Here is a 23,299-nt window from a genome sequence, read left to right on the forward strand (position 1 = left end):
ATGAACTCACGCCAGGTCGATGCCTATCTCCACCGGATCGGTGCCTCCCGCCCGCCACGGCCCACCGGAGCGGCTCTGCGGGAGCTGCATCTGTGCCATCTGCGGACGGTTCCCTTCGAGAACCTCTCGGTTCACCTCGGTGAGGAGATCGAACTGGCGGAGGACCGGTTGCTGGAGAAGATCACCGACAGGCGGCGTGGCGGCTTCTGCTACGAACTGAACGGCGCGTTCGGCGCGTTGCTCACGGCCCTCGGCTACGAGGTCGACCTGCTCGCCGCGCGGGTGTACGGCGAGGAGGGGCGGCTCGGGATCCCGTACGACCATCTCGCGCTGCGGGTACGGACGGCGGACGGCGAGGACCGGCTCGCCGACGTCGGGTTCGGGGCGCACAGCCACTATCCGCTGGCCTACCGGGAGCGCGGCGAACAGACCGACCCGGGCGGGGTGTTCCAGGTGGTGGCGGCCGGTGCGGACGCGGCCGGGACGCGCGGTGGCGGTGACTCGGGGGAGGACGGTGACCTGGACGTCGTACGCGACGGCAGGGCGCAGTACCGGCTGGAGACGCGGCCCCGGGCGCTCGCGGACTTCGCGGCCGGTGCCTGGTGGCACAGCACCTCGCCGCTGTCGCACTTCACCCGCTCGCTGGTCTGCTCACGGGTCACCGAGGACGGGGGGAGGATCACGCTCGGCGGACGCACGCTGACGACGACGGCCGCCGACGGTACGCGCACGACACGGGAGTGGGAGACGGACACGGAGGTGCTGGCCGTGTACCGGGAGCGGTTCGGGATCGAGCTGGACCGTGTGCCGACGGTGAGAAACCGGAACCGTACCTCTTAATTCGGCCCAGGCCCGGCGCATATGCCGGATTCCCACGATGTGGGTCCGTGTTGCCTCGAAAGCCGCGTCAGTGATCGAATGAACCTTCGGCAACGGGTGGTGTCGAGGCGTACAGGGGTGTCGTGGATGGTCGGCCGCTGGCTGGGAAACCGGACGAACCGAGTGCAACCGACCGGTCCGCTGGCGGCGGTTCGGACGCCGCCCGACGCCGGGGTGCTCAGCTGTCGGGTGGTCGACCCGGTCAACGAGCCGGTGGTGGGCGCGGAGTTCGCGGTCAGCGACCTCACGGGGCGCACGGTGGTGAGCGGCGGCACGGATCCGTACGGGGCGTTCCTGGTGACGGTGCCGGCGGGGGAGTACCGGCTCGCCGTGTCCGCCGAGGGCTACCTGCCCTACCGCGCCCCCGCGCTGGTCGGCGAGAACTCCCTCGCCCCGCTGGGCGATGTGACCCTCCAGGTCGCGCAGCCGCCCCAGCCGCCGGCGCCGGGCGACTGGGAGATCGAGCCGCTGCACTCCTCGATCGGGTTCACCGCCCGGCACATCGGGCTGGCCCGGATCCACGGACGGTTCAACTCCTTCGCCGGCGTGGTGCGGATCGGCGACCGGGTGGAGCGGTCGGCGATGCATGTCGTGATCGACGCGGCGTCCATCGACACCGGGGTGCGGATGCGCGACGACCATCTGCGGTCCGCGGACTTCCTGGACGTGCGGCGCTTTCCCACGCTGGAGTTCTACAGCGAGCGTTTTGTGCACAAGGGCGGCAGCCGGTGGGCGGTCGTCGGGGCGCTGTCGCTGCACGGGGTGACCCGGACCGTGACGCTCGACACCGAGTACCTCGGGCTCGGCAGCGGCATGCAGGGCGAGGCGCGGGCCGCCTGCCGCGCCACCACTGAACTGCACCGGGACGACTTCACGGTCAGCTGGCAGTCCATGCTGGCGCGCGGCATCGCGGCGGTCGGTCCGAGCATTCGGGTCGACCTCGACGTGCAGGTCGTGCCCAGGGGCTGACCTGCCCCTTCGCGTCCGGAGCGGTGTCGCAGAATGGGGCGCGTGAACGATGTGCGACATGTGCTGGTGCTGCCCGACCGGGACGCGGCAAAGGAGGTGGCCGAGGTGCTCGCCGAGCGGTTCGGCGTCGACGAGGAGCCCCGGATCGTCCGGGACGCCCTGGCCGGGGAGGACGACGCCGAGGACGCCCAGTGGCTGGTCGTGCTGCGGGACGAGGGCGAGCGGCTGGACCCGGAGGAGTTGGACGCGTTCGCCGGCGAGTGGGACGGCTGGCGCGAGGAGCCGTGACCCCGAGACGCGCTCGGGGTGCGCTCCGGGACCGGTCAGGGTGAGCGAGCCGCTTCGATGTCGGTGCCGCGTGGGATGCTGTAGACGATGGCCAGGAAGACTGCGAATGACGACCCTCTCGCCCCGGTGACACTCGCCGTGGGCCAGGAGGACCTCCTGCTCGACCGTGCCGTGCGGGAGGTGGTGGCTGCCGCCAGGGCCGCCGACGCCGACACGGACGTACGCGACCTCACCCCGGACCAGTTGCAGCCCGGCACGCTCGCCGAGCTGACCAGTCCCTCGCTCTTCGCGGAGCGCAAAGTCGTGGTCGTACGCAACGCGCAGGATCTTTCCGCCGACACGATCAAGGATGTGAAGGCGTATCTCGGTTCCCCCGCCGAGGAGATCACCCTCGTGGTGCTGCACGCGGGCGGCGCCAAGGGCAAGGGGCTGCTGGACGCGGCACGCAAGGCGGGCGCCCGCGAGGTGGCCTGCCCCAAGATGACCAAGCCGGCGGACCGACTGGCCTTCGTCCGGCAGGAGTTCCGGGCGGCGGGACGGTCGGCGACGCCGGAGGCCTGCCAGGCGTTGTGCGACGCCATCGGCAGTGATCTGCGGGAGCTGGCCGCGGCGGTCTCCCAGCTGGTCGCCGACGTGGAGGGCACGGTCGACGAGGCGGTCGTCGGGCGCTACTACACCGGGCGGGCCGAGGCGTCCAGCTTCACGGTCGCCGACCGGGCGGTGGAGGGGCGCACGGCGGAGGCCCTGGAGGCGCTGCGCTGGTCGCTGGCCACCGGAGTGGCGCCGGTGATGATCACCAGCGCGCTGGCCCAGGGGGTGCGGGCCATCGGGAAGCTGTCGTCCGCGCGGGGCGGCCGGCCGGCCGATCTCGCCCGGGAGCTGGGCATGCCGCCCTGGAAGATCGACCGGGTGCGGCAGCAGATGCGGGGGTGGACCCCGGACGGGGTCGCCGTGGCGCTCAGAGCTGTCGCCGAGGCCGACGCGGGAGTGAAGGGAGGCGGGGACGACCCCGAGTACGCCCTGGAGAAGGCCGTGGTGACGGTGGCGCGAGCCGCCCGCTCACGGGGCCGCGGCTAGCCACTCGGCGCGGCCGCGGACAGCGCCCGGCCGCGCACGGCCCCCCGGCCGCGGACAGCCGCCCCCGGCCGCGGACAGCACCCGGCCGCGCACGGCCCCCGGCCGCGCACGGCCCCCGGCCGCGGACAGCCCCCGGCCGCGGACAGCCCCCGGCCGCGGACAGCCACTCGGCCGCCGGCCGGCCGCGCACTCCCGCCGGCCCCGCACTCCCGGGCGCGAGAAGCCGGCCCCTGGCAGCCGCCGGGCGGCGCATGCCAACCCCGGACGCATGCCAGCGCCGCACGCATGCCAGCGCCGCACGCACGCCGAACCCGGACCGCACGCCAAAGGCCCCGGTGCTCGCCCTGGGGAAGGGAGAGCGCCGAGGCCTTGGGCTCAAGCTGGTGGATCCGCACCCGCGTGGCGAACGCAGGCCGCGTACGGATCCGGGGTGCCGGACGGGAGCGGATGAGAGAGGGCCCGCTCGGGGTCCTTCCGGCGGTCAGATCAGAAGGAGGCTGAACCTCAGAGAGACGCGACCTTGGAAGCAAGCGCCGACTTCTTGTTGGCGGCCTGGTTCTTGTGGATGACGCCCTTCGAGACGGCCTTGTCGAGCGCACGCGCAGCAGCGCGCTGCAGCTCGGTGGCCTTCTCGACGTCACCCGCGGCAGCGGCCTCGCGGGCCTTGCGGATCGCGGTCTTCAGGGAGGACTTGACGGCCTTGTTGCGCAGCCGAGCCTTCTCGTTGGTCTTGATCCGCTTGATCTGGGACTTGATGTTCGCCACGAAGGAGCCTTTTCAGGTTCAGGCGCGGGGCCGCTCGGGTCCCGAACCGGTGATCCATAAATTTTCTGACGCGCCTCGCGCTGAGAGGGCATGAGGCACAGCCATCTACAGTACCAGTGGCCCTGCGACCGGCCCAAAACGGCCGCCGGTCCCTTCGCGTGGGACCATGGAGACTACGTATCGATCCGACCCGAGGCATAAGGCGCCTCAAGAGACAGGACCCTGCGTGCCCGCGACCCCTAACCATGTGCCCGAGCCGAGCCGTACCGACCCGGCTCTGATCCGCAACTTCTGCATCATCGCGCACATCGACCACGGCAAGTCCACGCTCGCCGACCGGATGCTCCAGCTGACCGGTGTGGTCGAGCAGCGGCAGATGCGTGCTCAGTACCTCGACCGGATGGACATCGAGCGCGAGCGTGGCATCACGATCAAGTCCCAGGCGGTGCGTCTGCCCTGGGCCCCGACCGAGGGCCCGGACCAGGGCACGACGCACATCCTCAACATGATCGACACCCCGGGGCACGTCGACTTCACCTACGAGGTCTCGCGGTCGCTGGCCGCCTGCGAGGGGACCATCCTCCTGGTCGACGCCGCCCAGGGCATCGAGGCGCAGACCCTCGCCAACCTCTACCTGGCGATGGAGAACGACCTCACGATCATCCCCGTACTGAACAAGATCGACCTTCCCGCGGCCCAGCCGGAGAAGTTCGCGGAGGAGCTGGCCAACCTGGTCGGCTGCGACCCGGACGACGTCCTCAAGGTCTCCGCCAAGACCGGTCTCGGTGTCGACGCGCTGCTGAACAAGGTCGTCAAGGAGATCCCGGCGCCGGTCGGCGTGGCCGACGCGCCCGCCCGCGCGATGATCTTCGACTCGGTCTACGACTCCTACCGCGGTGTCGTGACGTACGTCCGTGTCATCGACGGCCAGCTCAACAAGCGTGAGCGCATCAGGATGATGTCCACCGGCGCCACGCACGAGCTGCTGGAGATCGGCGTCAGCTCGCCCGAGATGCTGCCGGCCGACGGCCTCGGCGTCGGCGAGGTGGGCTATCTCATCACCGGTGTGAAGGACGTCCGGCAGTCCAAGGTCGGTGACACCGTCACCAGCCAGAGCAAGGGGGCGACGGAGGCGCTCGGCGGGTACAAGGACCCGAAGCCCATGGTCTTCTCCGGTCTGTATCCGCTCGACGGCTCCGACTACCCGGAGCTGCGCGAGGCCCTGGACAAGCTCCAGCTCAACGACGCCGCGCTGGTCTACGAGCCGGAGACCTCCGCCGCCCTCGGCTTCGGTTTCCGCGTCGGCTTCCTCGGCCTGCTGCACCTGGACGTGATCCGGGAGCGGCTGGAGCGCGAGTTCGGTCTCGACCTGATCGCCACCGCCCCCAACGTGGTCTACCGCGTGGTCATGGAGGACGGCAGCGAGCACACGGTCACCAACCCGAGCGAGTTCCCCGAGGGCAAGATCAACGAGGTCTTCGAACCGGTCGTGCGGGCCACCATCCTCGCGCCCACCGAGTTCATCGGCTCGATCATGGAGCTGTGCCAGACCCGGCGCGGCACCCTGCTCGGCATGGACTACCTGTCGGAGGACCGCGTCGAGATCCGCTACACGCTGCCGCTCGCGGAGATCGTCTTCGACTTCTTCGACCAGCTGAAGTCCAAGACCCGCGGCTACGCCTCGCTGGACTACGAACCCACCGGCGAGCAGACCAGCTCCCTGGTCAAGGTCGACATCCTGCTGCACGGCGACAAGGTGGACGCGTTCTCCGCGATCACCCACAAGGACCAGGCCTACGCGTACGGCGTGCGGCTCGTCGCCAAGCTCAAGGAGCTGATCCCGCGGCAGGCCTTCGAGGTGCCGGTGCAGGCCGCCATCGGCTCCCGGGTGATCGCCCGCGAGACCATCCGCGCCATCCGCAAGGACGTCCTCGCCAAGTGCTACGGCGGTGACATCTCCCGTAAGCGGAAGCTGCTGGAGAAGCAGAAGGAAGGCAAGAAGCGGATGAAGATGGTGGGTTCCGTGGAGGTTCCGCAGGAAGCCTTCATCGCCGTCCTGTCGAGCGATGACAGCGCGGGGTCGGCCAAGGGCAAGAAGTAACCGCTGGTAACACTCGGTTACGCCGAACCGGCTCCGTAAAAAGGGCACAAGGGGGCCCGTCGTGTGAAAGCGCGGCGGGCCCCGGTGCGTGCGTAGCCTTGCTCTGCGTGGAAAGTGACAGCCCGATGCCCCTTACGCAGCGGCCGGTCGCCCCTTACTCTGATGCCTGCTCGATAGTTACTCGCGAGTTAAACAAGAGCCCGTACCCCCACCGTGAGTAAACCCAGCCGCACCGAGTCAGCCGCACTGTCGCGGGCCCCGGAGGATGTCGTGAGCGACGCACAGACCCTGATCGAGAACCGTCCGCCCTCCGTGGCGGCCCTCTTCCTGGACCGCGTGGCGGCCACACCGGACGCCGAGGCCTACCGCTACCCCGTCCCGCCCGCCTCGGGCGAGGGCCCCGACGACTGGAAGTCGCTGAGCTGGGCCGAGGCGGCCGAGCAGGTCTACGCCATCGCGGCCGGCCTGATCGAACTCGGGCTGGAGCCCGAGCAGCGCGTGGCGCTCGCCTCCTCCACCCGGGTGGATTGGATCCTCGCCGACCTCGGCATCATGTGCGCCGGCGGGGCGACGACCACGATCTACCCGCAGACCAACGCCGACGAGTCCGCGTTCATCCTCTCCGACTCCGAGAGCCGGGTGCTGATCGCCGAGGACGCCGGCCAGCTCGCCAAGGCGCTGGAGAAGCGCGCGGAGCTGCCCGATCTGATCAAGGTCGTGGTCATCGACCCGGCCGGGGTGGAGACCGGCGACTGGGTGACCACCCTCGACGAGCTCCAGAAGCGTGGCGCCGCCTATCTGGAGACGCACCCCGAGCTGATCAAGGAGCGGGTCGGCGCGCTCACCAAGGAGCAGCTCGCCACCCTCATCTACACCTCCGGCACCACCGGCCGCCCCAAGGGCGTCAGGCTCCCGCACGACAACTGGGCGTACATGGCGAAGGCGATCGCCGCGACCGGTCTGATCAGCGACGAGGACGTGCAGTACCTGTGGCTGCCGCTGGCGCACGTCTTCGGCAAGGTGCTCACCTCCGGCCAGATCGAGGTCGGGCACGTCACCGCCGTGGACGGCCGGGTCGACAAGATCATCGAGAATCTGCCGGTGGTGCGGCCGACGTACATGGCGGCCGTGCCGCGGATCTTCGAGAAGGTCTACAACGGCGTCGCGGCCAAGGCCCGCGAGGGCGGACCGGCCAAGTACCGGATCTTCCAGTGGGCGGCCGAGGTCTCCCGCGAGTACGCCAAGGTCAGCCAGGACAACTTCCGCCGCACCGGCAACCGCAGTGTGCCGTTCGGGCTCGCCGCCAAGCACAAGGTCGCCGACACCCTCGTCTTCGCCAAGCTCCGCGAGGCCTTCGGCGGCCGGCTGCGCGCCTGTGTCTCCGGCGCCTCCGCGCTCGCACCGGAGATCGGCTACTTCTTCGCCGGCGCCGGCATCCACATCCTGGAGGGCTACGGCCTCACCGAGTCCTCCGCCGCCTCCTTCGTCAACCCCGGCGAGGCCTACCGCACCGGCACGGTCGGCAAGCCGCTGCCCGGCACGGAGGTCCGGATCGCCGACGACGGCGAGATCCTGCTGCGCGGCCCCGGTGTCATGCAGGGCTACCACAAGCTGCCCGAGAAGACCGCGGAGGTGCTGGAGTCCGACGGCTGGTTCCACACCGGCGACATCGGCGAGCTGTCGCCCGACGGCTATCTGCGCATCACCGACCGCAAGAAGGACCTGATCAAGACCTCCGGCGGCAAGTACGTCGCACCCGCCGAGGTCGAGGGCCAGTTCAAGGGCATCTGCCCGTACGTCTCCAACATCCTGGTGCACGGCGCCGACCGGAACTACTGCACCGCCCTGATCGCCCTGGACGAGCTCGCGATCCTGGACTGGGCGAAGGAGAACGGCCTGGAGGGCAGGGCGTACGCGGAGATCGTCGCCGCCCCGCAGACGGTCGAGATGGTCGACGGCTATGTGCAGCAGCTCAACGCCGGGCTCCAGAAGTGGCAGACGATCAAGAAGTTCCGGCTGCTGCCGCGGGACCTCGACGTGGAGCACGGCGAGATCACGCCGAGCCTGAAGCTGAAGCGGCCCGTGGTCGAGCGGGAGTACAGGCACCTGATCGACGAGATGTACGCCGGGACCCGGGAGAAGTAGGGGGCCGGTCCGGCGAGGGAGAACCGCGGGTCGGAGGTGGCGGCCCGCGGTTCCCGGCGCCCGGTGGGTGATTGTGCTCGCGTGCGTTCAAAACGCGCCCTCTTCTGCCCACTTCGGTAACTCGGCGCTTATGAGTGCCACCGCTCTGTCACCCTGGCCGCATGGACATGGCGGCCATACCCACGCAGCGGGAGAGTGCGGCCCACGCGCCTAAGGTGCGCGGCCGGGCCACCCTGACCGGCAGCCCGCTCGCCCCCGGGACCGCCCGGGCCCTGGTGCGCTCGGCGCTGGCCGAGGTGCCCGGGCTCGCGCCACGGCTGCTGGACGACGCGATGGCGGTCGTCAGCGAGCTGGTCACCAACGCCGTCGTGCACGCCGGCACCGATGTGGAGGTGGACTGGCGGCTGGAGGACACCGGCGCCTTCGTGGTCGAGGTGCACGACCGGCACCCCTCCCGCGCCCCGCGCGACAACACCGCCGGCGCCCCGCCGTACGAGGCACCGGAGTACGGACGCGGCCTCCGGCTGGTCGGCACCCTCGCCGACTCCTGGGGCGTCACCTACCGCACCGGCGCCAAGACGGTGTGGGCGCGGCTGCCCGCCGGCGGCAAGACGGCCGAGGGGCCCGGACCGGAACCGGCCCTGGAGATCGCCGAGGTCCTCGCCCCGCAGGCCTACGGCGCCGGACGCGACCGGGACTGGCTCGGCCGGGGCGCGCTGTCCTTCCTGGCCGAGGCCTCCGACCTGCTCGCCGGGCAGCTGGACGAGAACCTGGTCGCCGCGCTCACCGGCCAGCTGGTGGTGCCCCGGCTGGCCGACTGGTGCGCGGTCTGGCTGGAGGACGAGGCGACCGCACGCGCCCGCGACGGCGGCGGCCCCGCCCGGGTCTGGCACGCGAGCGAGGACCGCATCGAGGAGCTGCACCGCGCCCTGGAGAAGGAGCCGCCCCAGCCCCTGGACGGGCTCAGGTCCGGCCCGGAGCCGTACCCCTGGCCCGCCGCCGCGCTCGGCCCGCACGGCACCGCCCTCGCCTACCGGCTGATCGCCGGCGGCCGCCCGCTGGGCACGCTGGTCATCGGCCGGTGCGGCCCGGCCGGCTTCCCGGACGAGGTCACCGGGCTCGTGGAGGACCTCAGCCGCCGGGTCGCCCTCGCCATCGGCGCCGCCCGCCAGTACGCCCGCCAGGCCACCATCAGCGCCGTCCTCCAGCGCGGCCTGCTGCCCGGCGCGGTCGCCGAGATCCCCGGGCTGCGCAGCGCCCTGGTCTACGAGCCCTGCGACAAGGGCGGCCCCAGCGGCGACTTCTACGACCTGTTCCCGGCCGGCGACGGCCGCTGGTGCTTCGCCGTCGGCGACGTCCAGGGCAAGGGCCCGGAGGCGGCCGTCGTCATCGGCCTCGCCCGGCCCTGGCTCAGGCTCCTCGCCCGCGAGGGCTACCGGGTCGCCGACGTCCTCGACCGGCTCAACCAGCTCCTGCTGGACGACGCCACGGAGGCCGCCGACGCCGCCGCCCGCGCCCTGGTCGCCGCCGGCGGCCACACCCTGCTGGGCGGCGACGGCACCCAGACCCGCTTCCTGTCCCTGCTCTACGGCGAGCTGACCCCGTACGACGGCGGGGTCCGCTGCACCCTCGCCTCCGCGGGCCATCCGCTGCCCCTCGTCCTCGGCCCCGACGGCACCGTGCGCACCGTCGCCCGGCCGCAGACCCTGCTCGGTGTGGTCGAGGACGAGACCTACACCAGCGAGACCCTCGACCTGCGGCCCGGCGACAGCCTGCTGTGCGTCACCGACGGGGTGACCGAGCGCCGCTGCGGCTCCCGCCAGTTCGACGACAAAGACGGGCTGGCCACGGCCCTCTCCGGCTGCGCCGGGCTCGGCGCGGAGCAGATCGCCGAAAGGATCCGCCGCCTGGTGCACGACTTCGGCGAGGGCACTCTGCCCGAGGACGACCTCGCCCTGCTGGTGCTCCAGGCGGAGTGACCGCCCGGGTGCTGGACAATGGAAGACATGCCTTCCGCACTCCCCGACGGCGAGCCCGTCCCCGCCGACGGCGCGCTGCCCGCGTCCGCGCTCGCCGGGGCCGCAGACCGCCCGCTCGGCTTCTATCTGCACGTCCCCTACTGCGCCACCCGCTGCGGCTACTGCGACTTCAACACCTACACCGCGACCGAGCTGCGCGGCACCGCAGGTGTGCTCGCCTCCCGCGACAACTACGCCGACACGCTGATCGACGAGATCCGGCTGGCCCGCAAGGTGCTCGGCGACGACCCGCGCGAGGTCCGCACGGTCTTCGTCGGCGGCGGTACGCCCACCCTGCTGGCCGCCGGCGACCTGGTCCGCATGCTGGGCGCGATCCGGGACGAGTTCGGGCTGGCGGCGGACGCGGAGATCACGACCGAGGCGAACCCGGAGTCGGTCGACCCCGGGTATCTGTCGGCCCTGCGGGAGGGCGGCTTCAACCGGATCTCCTTCGGCATGCAGAGCGCGCGGCAGCACGTGCTGAAGGTGCTGGACCGCACCCACACCCCCGGCCGCCCCGAGGCCTGTGTGGCGGAGGCGCGTGCGGCGGGCTTCGCGCACGTCAACCTCGATCTGATCTACGGCACACCGGGGGAGAGCGACGAGGACTGGCGGGCCTCGCTGGAGGCCGCCCTGGGCGCGGGCCCGGACCACGTCAGCGCGTACGCGCTCATCGTGGAGGAGGGCACCCAGCTGGCCCGCCGGATCCGCCGGGGCGAGATCCCGGCGACCGACGACGACGTGCACGCCGACCGCTATCTGATCGCCGAGGAGATCCTGTCCGGGGCGGGCTTCGACTGGTACGAGGTCTCCAACTGGGCCACCTCCGAGGCGGCCCGCTGTCTGCACAACGAGCTGTACTGGCGGGGCGCCGACTGGTGGGGCGCCGGTCCCGGCGCGCACTCGCACGTGGGCGGGGTGCGCTGGTGGAACGTCAAGCACCCGGGGGCGTACGCGGCGGCCCTGGCCGCCGGCCGGTCACCGGGCGCGGGGCGCGAGGTCCTGTCGGACGAGGACCGGCGGGTGGAGCGGATCCTGCTGGAACTGCGGCTGCGCGAGGGCGTGCCGCTGGCGCTGCTGAAGCACGAGGGCCTCGCGGCCTCCCGGCGGGCGCTGGCGGACGGACTCCTCCAGCAGGGGCCGTACGACGCCGGGCGGGCCGTACTGACGCTGCGTGGACGGCTGCTGGCGGACGCGGTGGTCAGGGACCTGGTGGACTGACCGCCCGGCCCGGGGGTCGGTGCGCCGCTCAGCCCACGGTCACATGGTCGATGAGGCGCTCGACGCACCCCAGCAGCTCCGGTTCCAGGTCCTTGTAGGAACCCACCCGCTTCAGGATCGCCTGCCACACCGCCCCGGTGTTCTCCGCCGGCCAGCCCAGCGCCCGGCACACCCCGGTCTTCCAGTCCTGGCCGTGCGGGACCTTCGGCCAGCCCGGGATGCCCAGGGACGATGGCTTCACCGCCTCCCAGATGTCGATGTACGGGTGGCCGACGACCAGCGCGTGCTCGCTCGTCACCGACTCGGCGATGCGCCACTCCTTGGTGCCCGGCACCAGGTGGTCCACCAGGACGCCCAGGCGCGCGTCCGGGCCGGGGGCGAAGTCGGCGACGATCGACGGCAGGTCGTCCACGCCCTCCAGGTACTCCACGACCACGCCCTCGATGCGCAGGTCGTCGCCCCAGACCTTCTCGACCAGCTCGGCGTCGTGCCGGCCCTCGACGTAGATGCGCCCGGCGCGGGCCACGCGCGCGCGTGCGCCGGGTACGGCGACCGAGCCGGAGGCGGTACGGGAAGGCCGTACCGGGGCCGCGGCGGACGGCCGTACGAGGGTCACCACCCGGCCCTCCAGCAGGAAGCCGCGCGGCTCCAGCGGGAACACCCGGTGCTTGCCGAAGCGGTCCTCCAGGGTGACCGTGCCCGCCTCGCAGCGGATCACCGCCCCGCAGAAGCCGGTGCCGGGCTCCTCCACCACCAGACCGGGCTCGGCCGGCACCTCCGGCGCGGGCTGCTGCTTCTTCCACGGAGGGGTCAGGTCGGCGGAGTACAGACGGCGGTGTGGGCCCGAAGGGCCCTCGTTGGAGGGGCGGTGGCGGGAGACGGGCGGGCGCATTCGGATGACGATAGGAGAAGCGTTGCGGTGATGCTCACGACACGCCGAAGCGGGCCGCCAGGGCGTCCCGTTGGCGACGGACGAAGGCCGCGTCCACCACCGCTCCGTGACCGGGGACGTACAGCGCGTCCTCACCGCCCAGGGCGAGCAGCCGGTCCAGCGCGTCCGGCCAGCGGGACGGCACCGCGTCCGGGCCCGCCTGGGGCTCGCCGGACTCCTCGACCAGGTCACCGCAGAAGACCACCTCCGGCGCCCCGGGGACCAGCACCACGAGGTCGTGCGCGGTGTGACCCGGGCCCACGTTGGCCAGCAGCGCCTGGTGCCCGCCGCCCAGGTCGAGGGTCCACTCGCCGGAGACCAGGTGGCGCGGCGGGGCCAGGGCGTCCGCCGCCTCGGCCGCGTCGGCGGCCGGCAGGCCGTTGCCGACCGCGTCCGCGCGCAGCTCCCCGCGCCCACGCGTCAGGGCCGCGTCCATGCCCACCGCCGCGTACACCTCGGCCCCGGCGAACGCGGGAGCGCCGAAGACGTGGTCGAAGTGGGGATGGGTGAGCGCGAGATGGGTCACACGGTGGCCGGCCAGTTCCCGCGCCTCGCCGTGCAGCCGGGCGCCCTCGGCCAGGCTCGAACCGGCGTCCACCATCAGCGCCGTGTCCGCCCCGAGGACCAGGCCCGCCGTACAGTCCCAGCCCGGCAGCCGGCACCGCCCGACCCGGTCGGTCAGCCGCTGCCAGCCCTGCTCTTCCCAAGCCACCGTCATACCGCGACGCTAGCTCCACGAGCGGTCCCGACGGCACCGACCTTGCCCAGGCCGTACCCGACAGCCGTACACTGGGCCGGGGAAGGCTGGCACTCACATGGGAAGAGTGCCAGGCCGACGGCGAGGGACCCGAGGGGACGACGTGCTGGAGGTGCGCGCGCAATGCTGAGTGAACGCAGGCTTCAGGTACTGCGCGCGATCGTCCAGGACTACGTCGGGACCGAGGAACCGGTCGGCTCCAAGGCCCTGACCGAGCGGCACAACCTCGGAGTGTCCCCGGCGACCGTCCGCAACGACATGGCGGCCCTGGAGGACGAGGGGTTCATCGCGCAGCCGCACACCAGTGCGGGGCGGATCCCCACGGACAAGGGCTACCGGCTGTTCGTCGACAAGCTGGCGGGCGTCAAGCCGATGACCCCGCCCGAGCGGCGGGCGATCCAGAACTTCCTGGAGGGCGCCGTCGACCTCGACGACGTGGTGGCCCGGACCGTGCGGCTGCTCGCGCAGCTCACACGGCAGGTCGCCGTCGTGCAGTACCCGTCGCTGACCCGGTCCACCGTCCGGCACGTGGAGCTGCTCTCGCTCGCTCCCGCGCGTGTGATGCTCGTGCTGATCACGGACACCGGACGGGTCGAGCAGCGGATGGTCGACTGCCCGGCGCCGTTCGGGGAGGCCTCGCTCGCGGATCTGCGGGCCCGGCTGAACAGCAAGGTCGCCGGCCGCCGGTTCGCGGACGTGCCGAAGCTGGTCGAGGATCTGCCGGAGGCCTTCGAGGCCGAGGACCGCGGTACTGTCTCCGCGGTGCTCTCCACCCTGCTGGAGACCCTCGTCGAGCAGAACGAGGAGCGGCTGATGATCGGCGGTACCGCCAATCTCACCCGCTTCGGACATGACTTCCCCCTCACGATCCGGCCCGTCCTGGAGGCACTGGAGGAGCAGGTCGTGCTCCTCAAGCTCCTCGGCGAGGCGAAGGATCCGGGCGTGACCGTGCGTATCGGGCACGAGAACGCCCATGAAGGACTCAACTCCACGTCCGTGGTGTCGGTCGGCTACGGTTCGGGCGGCGAGGCGGTTGCCAAGCTCGGCGTGGTCGGACCGACACGCATGGACTACCCGGGAACGATGGGAGCGGTACGCGCAGTGGCACGGTACGTCGGACAGATCCTGGCGGAGTCGTAAGTGGCCACGGACTACTACGCCGTTCTCGGCGTGCGCCGCGACGCGTCGCAGGATGAGATCAAGAAGGCGTTCCGTCGGCTCGCGCGCGAGCTGCACCCGGACGTCAACCCCGATCCGAAGACCCAGGAGCGGTTCAAGGAGATCAACGCCGCTTACGAGGTGCTGTCGGACCCGCAGAAGAAGCAGGTCTACGACCTCGGCGGCGACCCGCTCTCGCAGTCGGGCGGGGCCGGCGCTGGCGGCTTCGGCGCCGGCGGCTTCGGCAACTTCTCCGACATCATGGACGCGTTCTTCGGTACGGCCTCGCAGCGCGGGCCGCGTTCGCGCACCCGGCGCGGCCAGGACGCCATGATCCGGATCGAGGTCGAGCTGGACGAGGCGGCCTTCGGGACCACCAAGGACATCCAGGTCGACACCGCGGTCGTCTGCAACACGTGCAGCGGCGAGGGCGCGGCGCCGGGCACCACCGCCCAGACATGTGACATGTGCCGGGGCCGTGGTGAGGTCTCGCAGGTCACCCGGTCCTTCCTGGGCCAGGTCATGACCTCCCGGCCCTGCCCCCAGTGCCAGGGCTTCGGCACCGTCGTGCCGACCCCGTGCCCGGAGTGCGCCGGCGACGGCCGGGTCCGCTCCCGGCGCACGCTCACCGTCAAGATCCCCGCGGGTGTCGACAACGGCACGCGGATCCAGCTCGCCGGTGAGGGCGAGGTCGGGCCGGGCGGCGGTCCGGCCGGCGATCTGTACGTGGAGATCCACGAGCTGCCGCACCCGATGTTCCAGCGGCGCGGCGACGACCTGCACTGCACGGTCACCCTCCCGATGACGGCGGCGGCGCTCGGCACCAAGGTGCCGCTGGAGACGCTGGACGGCATGGAGGAGGTCGACATCCGGCCGGGCACCCAGTCCGGGCAGTCGATTCCGCTGCACAACCGCGGTGTCACGCATCTGCGCGGCGGCGGCCGGGGCGACCTGGTCGTGCACGTCGAGGTGCAGACCCCGACCAAGCTGGACCCCGAGCAGGAGCGGCTGCTGCGCGAGCTGGCCGCGCTGCGCGGCGAGGAGCGCCCGCAGGGCCAGTTCCAGCCGGGTCAGCAGGGGCTGTTCTCGCGGCTGAAGGATGCGTTCAACGGCCGCTGACGGGAGCTGCCGGGCGGCCGGGGGTCCGGGGGTTGCCCCCCGGGCAGGCATAGTCAGCCGGGTCAGCAGGGGCTGTTTTCGCGGCTGAAGGATGCGTTCAACGGGCGCTGACGGGCGCTGACGGGAGCTGCCGGGCGGCCGGGGGTCCGGGGGCTGCCCCCCGGGCAGGCATAGTCAGCCGGGTCAGCAGGGGCTGTTTTCGCGGCTGAAGGATGCGTTCAACGGGCGCTGACGGACGCGGTCGTCGGCCGCTGATCCGGTGCCGGGGGCGGGGGTGAAGTGGCCCGCGAAAGTGGGCCTTCGGCCCCCTATGCCCCCGGCCTATGCCGTCGGATGCCCCGATTCGGAACTGTTCGAAGGACGTGACAACATGCGGTCATGTCCTCCGCGCTGACCGATCTCCTGCCCCACCCGATCGTGCAGGCCCCCATGGCGGGCGGTGTCTCCCTCCCGCGGCTCGCCGCCGCCGTTTCCGAGGCCGGCGGGCTCGGCTTCCTCGCCGCCGGCTACAAGACCGCCGACGGGATGTACCAGGAGATCAAGCAGCTGCGCGGGCTCACCGGCCGCCCCTTCGGCGTGAACGTGTTCATGCCGCAGCCGGAGTACGCGGAGTCCGGCGCGGTGGAGGTCTACGCCCATCAGCTCGCCGGTGAGGCCGCCTGGTACGAGACCGAGCTGGGCGACCCCGACAGCGGACGGGACGACGGCTACGACGCCAAGCTCGCCGTCCTCCTCGACAACCCGGTGCCGGTGGTCTCCTTCCACTTCGGCGTACCCGGCGAGGAGACGCTCGAGCGGCTGCGCCGGGCCGGCACCGTCACCCTGGTCACCGCCACCACCGTGGAGGAGGCCCGCGCGGTCGAGCGGGCCGGGGCGGACGCGGTGATCGCGCAGGGCGTGGAGGCCGGCGGTCACCAGGGCACGCACCGGGATCTGACGGAGAACGACGCCTCCGGCATCGGAGTGCTGTCCCTCGTCACCCAGATCCGCGAGGCCGTGCGCCTCCCGGTCGTCGCCGCCGGCGGCATCATGCGCGGCAGCCAGATCGCCGCCGTCCTCGCGGCCGGGGCCTGTGCGGCGCAGCTCGGCACCGCCTTCCTCGCCACCCCCGAGTCCGGTGCGCACCCCCTGCACAAGCAGGCTCTCACCAACCCCCTGTTCGCGCGCACCGAGTTGACCCGCGCCTTCTCCGGCCGGCCGGCCCGCGGACTGGTCAACCGGTTCCTGCGCGAGCACGGCCCGTACGCCCCCGCCGCCTACCCGGAGATCCACCACCTCACCGTCCCGCTGCGCAAGGCCGCCGCCCAGGCCGGGGACGCGCAGGGCATGGCGCTGTGGGCGGGGCAGGGACACCGGCTGGCCCGGGAACTGCCGGCCGGGCGGCTGGTGGAGGTGCTGGCCGAGGAACTCGACGCCGCCCGGACAGCGTTGTCGGACGTCACGGACCATGGAGGTGACCTGCGATGACCGCCCCGGTTTTCGTGGTCGAGCATGTCGACGCGCACAGCCACCGCTATGTGCTGGACGGGCCGGAGGGCCGGCACGCGGTCTCCGTCAAGCGGCTTCAGCCCGGTGAGGAGGTCGTCCTCACCGACGGCGCCGGACGGTACGGAGTCGGCGAGGTGATCGGCAGCGAGGGCAAGGACCGGCTGATCGTCCAGCTGGCGGACGTCCGGGAGGAGCCGGCGCCCAGCCCGCGCATCACCGTCGTACAGGCCCTGCCCAAGGGCGACCGGGGCGAACTCGCCGTGGAGACGATGACCGAGGTCGGCGTCGACGCGATCGTGCCCTGGCAGGCGGCCCGCTGCATCACCCAGTGGCGGGGCGACCGCGGGCTGAAGGCGCTCGGCAAGTGGCGGGCCACCGCCCGCGAGGCCGGCAAGCAGTCCCGCCGGGTCCGCTTCCCCGAGGTCGCGGACGCGGCGACCACCAAGCAGGTCGCGGCACTGCTCGCCGGGGCCGACTTCGCCGCCGTGCTGCACTCCGACTTCGAGCACACCAGCGAGCCGCTGGCGACCGCCGAACTCCCTGAACAGGGCGAGATCGTGCTGGTCGTCGGGCCGGAAGGGGGCGTGTCCAAGGACGAGTTGGCGCTCTTCGAGGAGGCCGGTGCCAGGACCTGTGTGCTCGGGCCCTCGGTGCTGCGCACCTCCACCGCCGGCACCGCCGCCGCGGCCCTGCTCCTCGGCCGCACCGGCCGCTGGTCCTGACCCACCGGGGGACACCATGGAACTCGCCCAGGTACGCCTGCTCGTCACCGACTTCGCCGCCTGCTACCGCTTCTACGCCGAGGTCCTCGGCCTCAAGCCGCAGTCCGGCGCGGCCGAGGGGCCGTACGAGAAGTTCAGCCCGCACACCGGGTCCGCCGGGATCGCCTTGCAGGACCGCGCGATGATGGCCGAGGTCCTCGCCGAACTGGGCACTGTCGCCACCGGCCACCGCTCCCTGGTGGTGCTGCGCGTGGACGACCTCGACGCCTACTGCGCCGAGATCACCGCCCGTGGCGCCGCCCTGCTGCACGGCCCGGCCGCCCTGACCGACCGCATGCGGGTGGCCCACCTCAAGGACCCGGAGGGCAACCTGGTGGAACTCCAGGAGTGGCTGCTGCTGCGCGGCTGACCGAGGCGCCCTCGCCGGGCACTTGCCCCGGCCCGAACGGGTGAGTGGCCGTATGTGCCCTTCCGGCGCGGGCGCGGTGGTGGGACGCTGCCTGTATGGGGGCGTTGAGACGGATTCTGCCGGTGTCGCTCGTGGTCGTGGCGGGCGGTGCCCTGGTGGGCTGCCAGCCCGGCGGGCTCGGTTCCGCCACTGCCGCCTACACCACCGGCACCACGGCGACGGCCAGGCTCAAGCAGCAGCACGTGGACGTCAGTTGGCTCACCTGCACCGGACGGTACGGCGGTCGGGGCGCCGGGGCGGCGACGCCCTCGCCGAGCGAGACCGACGTCGTCTCCGTCGACTGCCGGGGCCGGACCAAGGACGGCCGGAAGATCACCGTCACCGGGCGGGTGACCAAGGCGGTCGACGGGGCCTGTGTGCGCGGGGACCTGACCGGGAAGGTCGGCGGACGGCAGGTGTTCCACGTCAGCGGGCTCGGCGACTGCGCCGCCACGCCCGGGCCGACGTACCGGCCGCCCACCTATGCGCCCGGCGGCCGGCCCACCGTGACGGTCACCGTCACCCGGACCCTGTGGTGCAAGGGCGACCCCACCTGCTGGCCCGTGCAGGGCAAATGAGACGGCGTGAAGTGATCCGAACCGGGAGCGGGGGACACCGGCCACTGCGTACAGTGACAAGGTGACTCAGGGTGCTTCGACGGGGACCGCGGCGGTGCCGGGCTATCTCCGATTTCCCCATCTCCGCGGCGACTTGGTGACCTTCGTCGCCGAGGACGACGTCTGGCTCGCCCCGCTCGACGGCGGCCGGGCCTGGCGGGTCAGCGCCGACAACGTCCCGGTGACCCGGCCCCGGATATCACCGGACGGCGCCTTCCTCGCCTGGACCTCCACCCGGGACGGCGCCCCCGAGGTCCATGTCGCCCCCGTCGACGGCGGCCCCGCCCGACGGCTGACCTACTGGGGCAACCGCCGTACCGAGGTGTGCGGCTGGACCGCCGACGGGCGGGTCCTCGCGCTCGGCGCGCACGGCCGGCCCAGTTCCCGGCACACCTGGGCGCACGCCGTCCCGCTGGACGGCGGACCGGCCGAGACCCTGCCGTACGGCCCGGTCGGCGATGTGGCCACCGGCCCCGCCACCGTGCTGCTGTCCGTACCGATGGGCCGCGAGGCCGCCCATTGGAAGCGCTACCGGGGCGGCACCGCGGGCAAGTTGTGGATCGACCGCGAGGGCGACGGCGAGTTCGTCCGGCTCCACGCCGACCTCGACGGGAACATCGAGTGCCCCGTGTGGGCCGGGGACCGCATCGCCTTCCTCTCCGACCACGAGGGCACCGGCGCGCTGTACTCCTCCCTCGCCGACGGCTCCGACCTGCGCCGCCACACCCCGATCGAGGGTTTCTACGCCCGGCACGCGGCCGGTGACGGCACCCGGGTCGTGTACGCCTCGGGCGGTGAACTCCTGCTGCTGGACGACCTGGAGGGCGCCGAGCCGCGCCCGCTCGGCATCCGGCTCGGCGGACCCCGCCTGGACCTGCGCCCGTACCCGGTGAACGCGGCCCGCTGGTTCGGCGCCGCCTGCCCCGACCACACCGCGCGCGGCAGCGCCGTGTCCGTGCGCGGCGGAGTCCACTGGGTCACCCACCGCTCCGGGCCCGCCCGCGCCCTCGCCGCCACCCCGGGGGTCCGCGCCCGGCTCCCGCGCACCTTCCGCACCGAGGGCGAGGAGTGGGCGGTGTGGGTGACGGACGCCGAGGGCGAGGACGCCCTGGAGTTCGCGCCGGCCACCGGACTCGCCCCCGGCGCCACCCCGCGCCGGCTCGCCGCCGGCCGGCTCGGCCGGGTGCTGGAGCTGGCCATGGCCCCCGACGGCAGCCGGGCCGCCGTGGCCGCCCACGACGGACGGCTGCTGCTCGTCGAACGGGAGACCGGCGAGGTCCGCGAGGTCGACCGCAGCGACGACGGCGAGGTCTCCGGGCTGGCCTTCTCCCCGGACTCCGCCTGGCTCGCCTGGTCCCACCCCGGCCCGCGCCCGCTCTGCCAGCTCCGCATCGCCCACACCACCGACCTCTCGGTCACCGAGGCGACCCCGCTGCGCTTCCAGGACTACGCGCCCGCCTTCACCCTCGACGGCAAACACCTCGCCTTCCTCTCCAACCGCGCCTTCGACCCGGTCTACGACGAACACGTCTTCGATCTCGCGTTCGTGGTCGGCGCCCGCCCGCACCTGATCACCCTGGCCGCCACCACCCCCTCCCCGTTCGGCCCGCAGCGCCACGGCCGCCCCTTCGAGGCCGCCGACAAGGACGAGACCCCGGACAGCGAGGGCACCCCCGCCACCCGGATCGACCTGGAGGGCCTCGGCGACCGGATCGTGCCCTTCCCGGTGGAGGCCGGCCGCTACTCCACGCTGCGCGCCGCCAAGGACGGCGTCCTCTGGCTGCGCCACCCCGTGCACGGCGTCCTCGGCGCCTCCCGCGCCCACCCCGACGACCCCGCCCCGCACACCGAGCTGGAACGCTACGACCTCGCCCAGCGCCGCCTGGAGCACCTCGCCTCCGACGCCGACCACTTCGAGGTGAGCGGCGACGGCAAGCGGGTCCTGCTGTGGACCGACGGCCGGCTCCGGGTCGTCCCCAGCGACCGCCGCACCGGCACCGACGACGACGGCGACAGCAGCATCACCGTCGACCTCGCCCGGGTCCGCCAGACGGTCGACCCGGCCGTGGAGTGGCGGCAGATGTACGAGGAGACCGGCCGCCTCATGCGGGACCACTTCTGGCGCCCCGACCTCGGCGGTGTCGACTGGTCCGGCGTCCTCGACCGCTACCGACCGCTCCTCGGCCGCCTCGCCACCCACAGCGACCTGGTCGATCTGCTGTGGGAGGTGCACGGCGAACTCGGCACCTCGCACGCCTATGTCATCCCGCGCGGCGGCGCCGGCGGCGGCGCCCGGCAGGGCCTGCTCGGCGCCGACATCTCCCGGCACCCCGACGGCAGCTGGCGCATCGACCGGATCCTGCCGGCGGAGACCTCCGACCCCGACGCCCGCTCCCCGCTGGCCGCGCCCGGCGCCGCCGTCCGCCCCGGTGACGCCGTCATCGCCGTCGCCGGACACCCCGTCGACCCGGTCCTCGGCCCCGGTCCCCTCCTGGTCGGCACGGCCGGCCACCCCGTCGAGCTGACGATCTCCCCGGCGGGCGGCGGCGAACCCCGGCACACCGTCGTCGTCCCCGTCGCCGACGAGGAACCGCTGCGCTACCACGCCTGGGTCGCCGACCGCCGCGCCCATGTCCACGCGGCCTCCGCCGGCCGCCTCGGCTACCTGCACGTCCCCGACATGCAGGCCCCCGGCTGGGCCCAGATCCACCGCGACCTGCGCGTCGAGGTGGCCCGCGAGGGGCTGGTGGTCGACGTCCGGGAGAACCGCGGCGGCCACACCTCCCAGCTCGTGGTCGAGAAGCTGGCCCGCCGGATCGTCGGCTGGGACATCCCGCGCGGCATGCGCCCCACCAGCTATCCCGCCGACGCCCCCCGGGGACCGGTCGTCGCCGTGGCCAACGAGTTCTCCGGCTCCGACGGCGACATCGTCAACGCGGCGATCAAGGCCCTCGGCATCGGCCCGGTCGTCGGCACCCGCACCTGGGGCGGCATCATCGGCATCGACAGCCGCTACCACCTGGTCGACGGCACCCTGGTCACCCAGCCGAAGTACGCGATGTGGCTGGAGGGGGCCGGCTGGGACGTCGAGAACCACGGCGTGGACCCGGACGTGGAGGTCGTACAGCGGCCTCAGGACTGGGCGGCGGGCCGGGACACCCAGCTGGACGCGGCGGTCGCGCTCGCGCTGGAGGCGCTGGAGGAGCGACCCGCGAAAACTCCGCCGGGGATGCCCGACTGAGCGGCGCGGCCGGCCGTGTGCGGCCCGCCGCCGAACGACTACGATGCCCACGGACTTGATCAACAGGAGGCGCGCATGCCAGGCGAACCCCAGGACGACTGCCTGTTCTGCAAGATCGTCGCAGGCAGCATCCCCGCGACGGTCGTCCGCGAGACCGAGACGACCATCGCGTTCCGCGACATAAACCCCCAGGCCCCCACCCACGTCCTGGTGATCCCCAAGGCCCACTACGCGAACGCCGCCGAACTCGGAGCGCAGGCCCCGCAGCTCGCCGCCGACGTTCTCGCCGAGACCCAGGCCGTCGCCGACGAGGAAAAGCTGGACAGCTACCGCACCGTCTTCAACACCGGCAGCGGCGCCGGCCAGACCGTCTGGCACGCCCACGCGCACGTCCTCGGCGGCCGCGGCCTCGAATGGCCTCCCGGGTGAGCCGGCGTGTCCGTACGTGAACTGGTGGTCCTCGGCACCGCCAGCCAGGTCCCGACCCGGCACCGCAACCACAACGGCTATCTGCTGCGCTGGGACGGCGAGGGCATCCTCTTCGACCCCGGCGAGGGAACCCAGCGGCAGATGCTGCGCGCCGGGGTGGCCGCGCACGACCTGAACCGGATCTGCGTCACGCACTTCCACGGGGACCACTCCCTCGGCCTCGCCGGGGTGATCCAGCGGATCAACCTCGACCAGGTGCCGCACGAGGTCACCGCGCACTACCCGCGGTCCGGGCAGCGCTTCTTCGACCGGCTCCGGTACGCGACGGCCTACCGGGAGACGGTCTCGCTGACCGAGGCCCCGGTCGCGGCCGACGGCGTCCTCGCGGACACGCCGTCGTACACCCTGGAGGCCCGGCGGCTGTCCCATCCGGTGGAGTCCTTCGGCTACCGGCTGACCGAGCCCGACGGCCGCCGGATGCTGCCGGACCGGCTCGCCGCGCACGGGATCACGGGTCCGGACGTGGGGGTGCTCCAGCGCGCGGGCCGGCTCGGGGACGTCACCCTGGAGCAGGTCAGCGAGGTGCGGCGCGGGCAGCGGTTCGCGTTCGTCATGGACACCCGGCTGTGCGACGGGGTGTACGCGCTGGCCGAGGGGTGCGACCTGCTCGTCATCGAGTCCACCTTCCTCGACGAGGACGAGGAACTCGCCGTGGAGCACGGTCATCTGACGGCGGGGCAGGCGGCGCGGGTGGCGCGGGACGGCGGGGTACGGCACCTGGTGCTGACCCACTTCAGCCAGCGGTACTCCGAACCGGAGGAGTTCGAGCGGCAGGCCCGGGCGGCCGGCTTCGAGGGGGAGCTGACGGTGGCGTACGACCTTCAGCGGGTCCCCGTACCGAAACGACGGTGATCCGGCCGTACGAT

General features: G+C 72.6%; 20 protein-coding genes. 17 read left to right on the forward strand and 3 right to left on the reverse strand.

Annotated features, from left to right (window positions below; genetic code table 11):
* The 4 genes from ACZ5CZ_RS11085 to holA all read left to right on the forward strand — a co-directional run bounded on the left by ACZ5CZ_RS11085 (window position 1) and on the right by holA (window position 3,213).
* Window positions 1–840 (forward strand): arylamine N-acetyltransferase family protein, encoded by an 840-nt coding sequence (locus ACZ5CZ_RS11085; protein WP_468941486.1) that lies wholly within the window; start codon window positions 1–3, stop codon window positions 838–840.
* Between the two features lie 126 nt (window positions 841–966).
* A complete protein-coding gene (locus ACZ5CZ_RS11090) occupies window positions 967–1,848 on the forward strand; it encodes a YceI family protein (protein ID WP_468942079.1) in 882 nt (293 codons plus the stop codon).
* A 42-nt stretch (window positions 1,849–1,890) separates the two neighbouring features.
* On the forward strand, window positions 1,891–2,136 hold the full coding sequence (locus ACZ5CZ_RS11095; RefSeq protein WP_385844618.1) for a hypothetical protein: 246 nt from the start codon (window positions 1,891–1,893) through the stop codon (window positions 2,134–2,136).
* An 87-nt stretch (window positions 2,137–2,223) separates the two neighbouring features.
* Window positions 2,224–3,213 (forward strand): DNA polymerase III subunit delta, encoded by a 990-nt coding sequence (holA, locus tag ACZ5CZ_RS11100; RefSeq protein ID WP_468941490.1) that lies wholly within the window; start codon window positions 2,224–2,226, stop codon window positions 3,211–3,213.
* Window positions 3,214–3,717: 504 nt separating this feature from the next.
* Here the strand turns inward: holA and rpsT are convergent.
* The gene (rpsT, locus tag ACZ5CZ_RS11105) at window positions 3,718–3,978 is read right to left on the reverse strand and encodes a 30S ribosomal protein S20 (protein ID WP_208900914.1); all 261 of its coding nucleotides are present in this window, start codon (window positions 3,976–3,978) and stop codon (window positions 3,718–3,720) included.
* Between the two features lie 226 nt (window positions 3,979–4,204).
* Here rpsT and lepA point away from each other — a divergent pair, with 226 nt between their 5' ends.
* The 4 genes from lepA (at window position 4,205) to hemW (ending at window position 11,463) form a co-directional block, all read left to right on the forward strand.
* Window positions 4,205–6,079, forward strand: a complete 1,875-nt coding sequence (gene lepA / locus ACZ5CZ_RS11110) for a translation elongation factor 4 (RefSeq protein WP_450788033.1) — start codon at window positions 4,205–4,207, stop codon at window positions 6,077–6,079.
* 270 nt (window positions 6,080–6,349) lie between these two features.
* The gene (locus tag ACZ5CZ_RS11115) at window positions 6,350–8,224 is read left to right on the forward strand and encodes an AMP-dependent synthetase/ligase (RefSeq protein WP_468941495.1); all 1,875 of its coding nucleotides are present in this window, start codon (window positions 6,350–6,352) and stop codon (window positions 8,222–8,224) included.
* A gap of 167 nt (window positions 8,225–8,391) precedes the next feature.
* A complete protein-coding gene (locus ACZ5CZ_RS11120; protein WP_468942082.1) occupies window positions 8,392–10,203 on the forward strand; it encodes a SpoIIE family protein phosphatase in 1,812 nt (603 codons plus the stop codon).
* A 27-nt stretch (window positions 10,204–10,230) separates the two neighbouring features.
* Window positions 10,231–11,463, forward strand: coding sequence for a radical SAM family heme chaperone HemW (hemW, locus tag ACZ5CZ_RS11125; RefSeq protein WP_468941498.1), 1,233 nt, complete (start codon window positions 10,231–10,233; stop codon window positions 11,461–11,463).
* A 28-nt stretch (window positions 11,464–11,491) separates the two neighbouring features.
* Here the strand turns inward: hemW and ACZ5CZ_RS11130 are convergent, their stop codons facing one another.
* Window positions 11,492–12,355, reverse strand: a complete 864-nt coding sequence (locus tag ACZ5CZ_RS11130; RefSeq protein ID WP_468941501.1) for a DUF3097 domain-containing protein — start codon at window positions 12,353–12,355, stop codon at window positions 11,492–11,494.
* A 34-nt stretch (window positions 12,356–12,389) separates the two neighbouring features.
* Window positions 12,390–13,112 carry an MBL fold metallo-hydrolase gene (locus tag ACZ5CZ_RS11135; RefSeq protein WP_468941504.1) on the reverse strand — a complete coding sequence of 241 codons (723 nt, stop codon included), beginning with the start codon at window positions 13,110–13,112 and terminating at the stop codon, window positions 12,390–12,392.
* A 162-nt stretch (window positions 13,113–13,274) separates the two neighbouring features.
* Between ACZ5CZ_RS11135 and hrcA the strand changes: the two genes are divergently transcribed.
* The 9 genes from hrcA (at window position 13,275) to ACZ5CZ_RS11180 (ending at window position 23,285) form a co-directional block, all read left to right on the forward strand.
* Window positions 13,275–14,291, forward strand: coding sequence for a heat-inducible transcriptional repressor HrcA (gene hrcA, locus ACZ5CZ_RS11140; protein ID WP_385844628.1), 1,017 nt, complete (start codon window positions 13,275–13,277; stop codon window positions 14,289–14,291).
* Window positions 14,292–15,428 carry a molecular chaperone DnaJ gene (gene dnaJ / locus ACZ5CZ_RS11145; protein ID WP_385844629.1) on the forward strand — a complete coding sequence of 379 codons (1,137 nt, stop codon included), beginning with the start codon at window positions 14,292–14,294 and terminating at the stop codon, window positions 15,426–15,428.
* Window positions 15,429–15,806: 378 nt separating this feature from the next.
* Entirely contained in the window at window positions 15,807–16,895 is a 1,089-nt protein-coding gene (locus ACZ5CZ_RS11150) for a nitronate monooxygenase (RefSeq protein WP_385844630.1), read from the forward strand.
* A complete protein-coding gene (locus ACZ5CZ_RS11155) occupies window positions 16,892–17,638 on the forward strand; it encodes a 16S rRNA (uracil(1498)-N(3))-methyltransferase (RefSeq protein ID WP_468941509.1) in 747 nt (248 codons plus the stop codon). The genes ACZ5CZ_RS11150 and ACZ5CZ_RS11155 overlap by 4 nt, the downstream gene beginning before the upstream one ends.
* Window positions 17,639–17,654: 16 nt before the next feature.
* On the forward strand, window positions 17,655–18,047 hold the full coding sequence (locus tag ACZ5CZ_RS11160; protein ID WP_385844633.1) for a VOC family protein: 393 nt from the start codon (window positions 17,655–17,657) through the stop codon (window positions 18,045–18,047).
* A 95-nt stretch (window positions 18,048–18,142) separates the two neighbouring features.
* Window positions 18,143–18,664, forward strand: a complete 522-nt coding sequence (locus ACZ5CZ_RS11165; protein WP_468941513.1) for a hypothetical protein — start codon at window positions 18,143–18,145, stop codon at window positions 18,662–18,664.
* A 61-nt stretch (window positions 18,665–18,725) separates the two neighbouring features.
* Window positions 18,726–21,944, forward strand: a complete 3,219-nt coding sequence (locus ACZ5CZ_RS11170) for a S41 family peptidase (protein ID WP_385844636.1) — start codon at window positions 18,726–18,728, stop codon at window positions 21,942–21,944.
* A 75-nt stretch (window positions 21,945–22,019) separates the two neighbouring features.
* Window positions 22,020–22,373, forward strand: a complete 354-nt coding sequence (locus ACZ5CZ_RS11175; protein WP_385844637.1) for a histidine triad nucleotide-binding protein — start codon at window positions 22,020–22,022, stop codon at window positions 22,371–22,373.
* 6 nt (window positions 22,374–22,379) lie between these two features.
* On the forward strand, window positions 22,380–23,285 hold the full coding sequence (locus ACZ5CZ_RS11180) for a ribonuclease Z (RefSeq protein ID WP_385844638.1): 906 nt from the start codon (window positions 22,380–22,382) through the stop codon (window positions 23,283–23,285).
* Window positions 23,286–23,299 lie beyond the last annotated feature (14 nt).

The sequence above is a fragment of the Streptomyces sp. NPDC031418 genome (assembly GCF_055581605.1).

Excerpts from the sequence above, each read along its gene's own strand:
- ACZ5CZ_RS11085 (WP_468941486.1), top strand. The coding sequence starts at position 1 with ATGAACTCACGCCAGGTCGATGCCTATCTCCACCGGATCGGTGCCTCC.
- ACZ5CZ_RS11090 (WP_468942079.1), top strand. The coding sequence starts at position 967 with ATGGTCGGCCGCTGGCTGGGAAACCGGACGAACCGAGTGCAACCGACC.
- holA (WP_468941490.1), top strand. The coding sequence starts at position 2,224 with ATGGCCAGGAAGACTGCGAATGACGACCCTCTCGCCCCGGTGACACTC.
- ACZ5CZ_RS11120 (WP_468942082.1), top strand. The coding sequence starts at position 8,392 with ATGGCGGCCATACCCACGCAGCGGGAGAGTGCGGCCCACGCGCCTAAG.
- hemW (WP_468941498.1), top strand. The coding sequence starts at position 10,231 with ATGCCTTCCGCACTCCCCGACGGCGAGCCCGTCCCCGCCGACGGCGCG.
- ACZ5CZ_RS11130 (WP_468941501.1), bottom strand. The coding sequence starts at position 12,355 with ATGCGCCCGCCCGTCTCCCGCCACCGCCCCTCCAACGAGGGCCCTTCG.
- ACZ5CZ_RS11135 (WP_468941504.1), bottom strand. The coding sequence starts at position 13,112 with ATGACGGTGGCTTGGGAAGAGCAGGGCTGGCAGCGGCTGACCGACCGG.
- hrcA (WP_385844628.1), top strand. The coding sequence starts at position 13,275 with ATGCTGAGTGAACGCAGGCTTCAGGTACTGCGCGCGATCGTCCAGGAC.
- ACZ5CZ_RS11150 (WP_385844630.1), top strand. The coding sequence starts at position 15,807 with ATGTCCTCCGCGCTGACCGATCTCCTGCCCCACCCGATCGTGCAGGCC.
- ACZ5CZ_RS11155 (WP_468941509.1), top strand. The coding sequence starts at position 16,892 with ATGACCGCCCCGGTTTTCGTGGTCGAGCATGTCGACGCGCACAGCCAC.
- ACZ5CZ_RS11160 (WP_385844633.1), top strand. The coding sequence starts at position 17,655 with ATGGAACTCGCCCAGGTACGCCTGCTCGTCACCGACTTCGCCGCCTGC.
- ACZ5CZ_RS11165 (WP_468941513.1), top strand. The coding sequence starts at position 18,143 with ATGGGGGCGTTGAGACGGATTCTGCCGGTGTCGCTCGTGGTCGTGGCG.
- ACZ5CZ_RS11175 (WP_385844637.1), top strand. The coding sequence starts at position 22,020 with ATGCCAGGCGAACCCCAGGACGACTGCCTGTTCTGCAAGATCGTCGCA.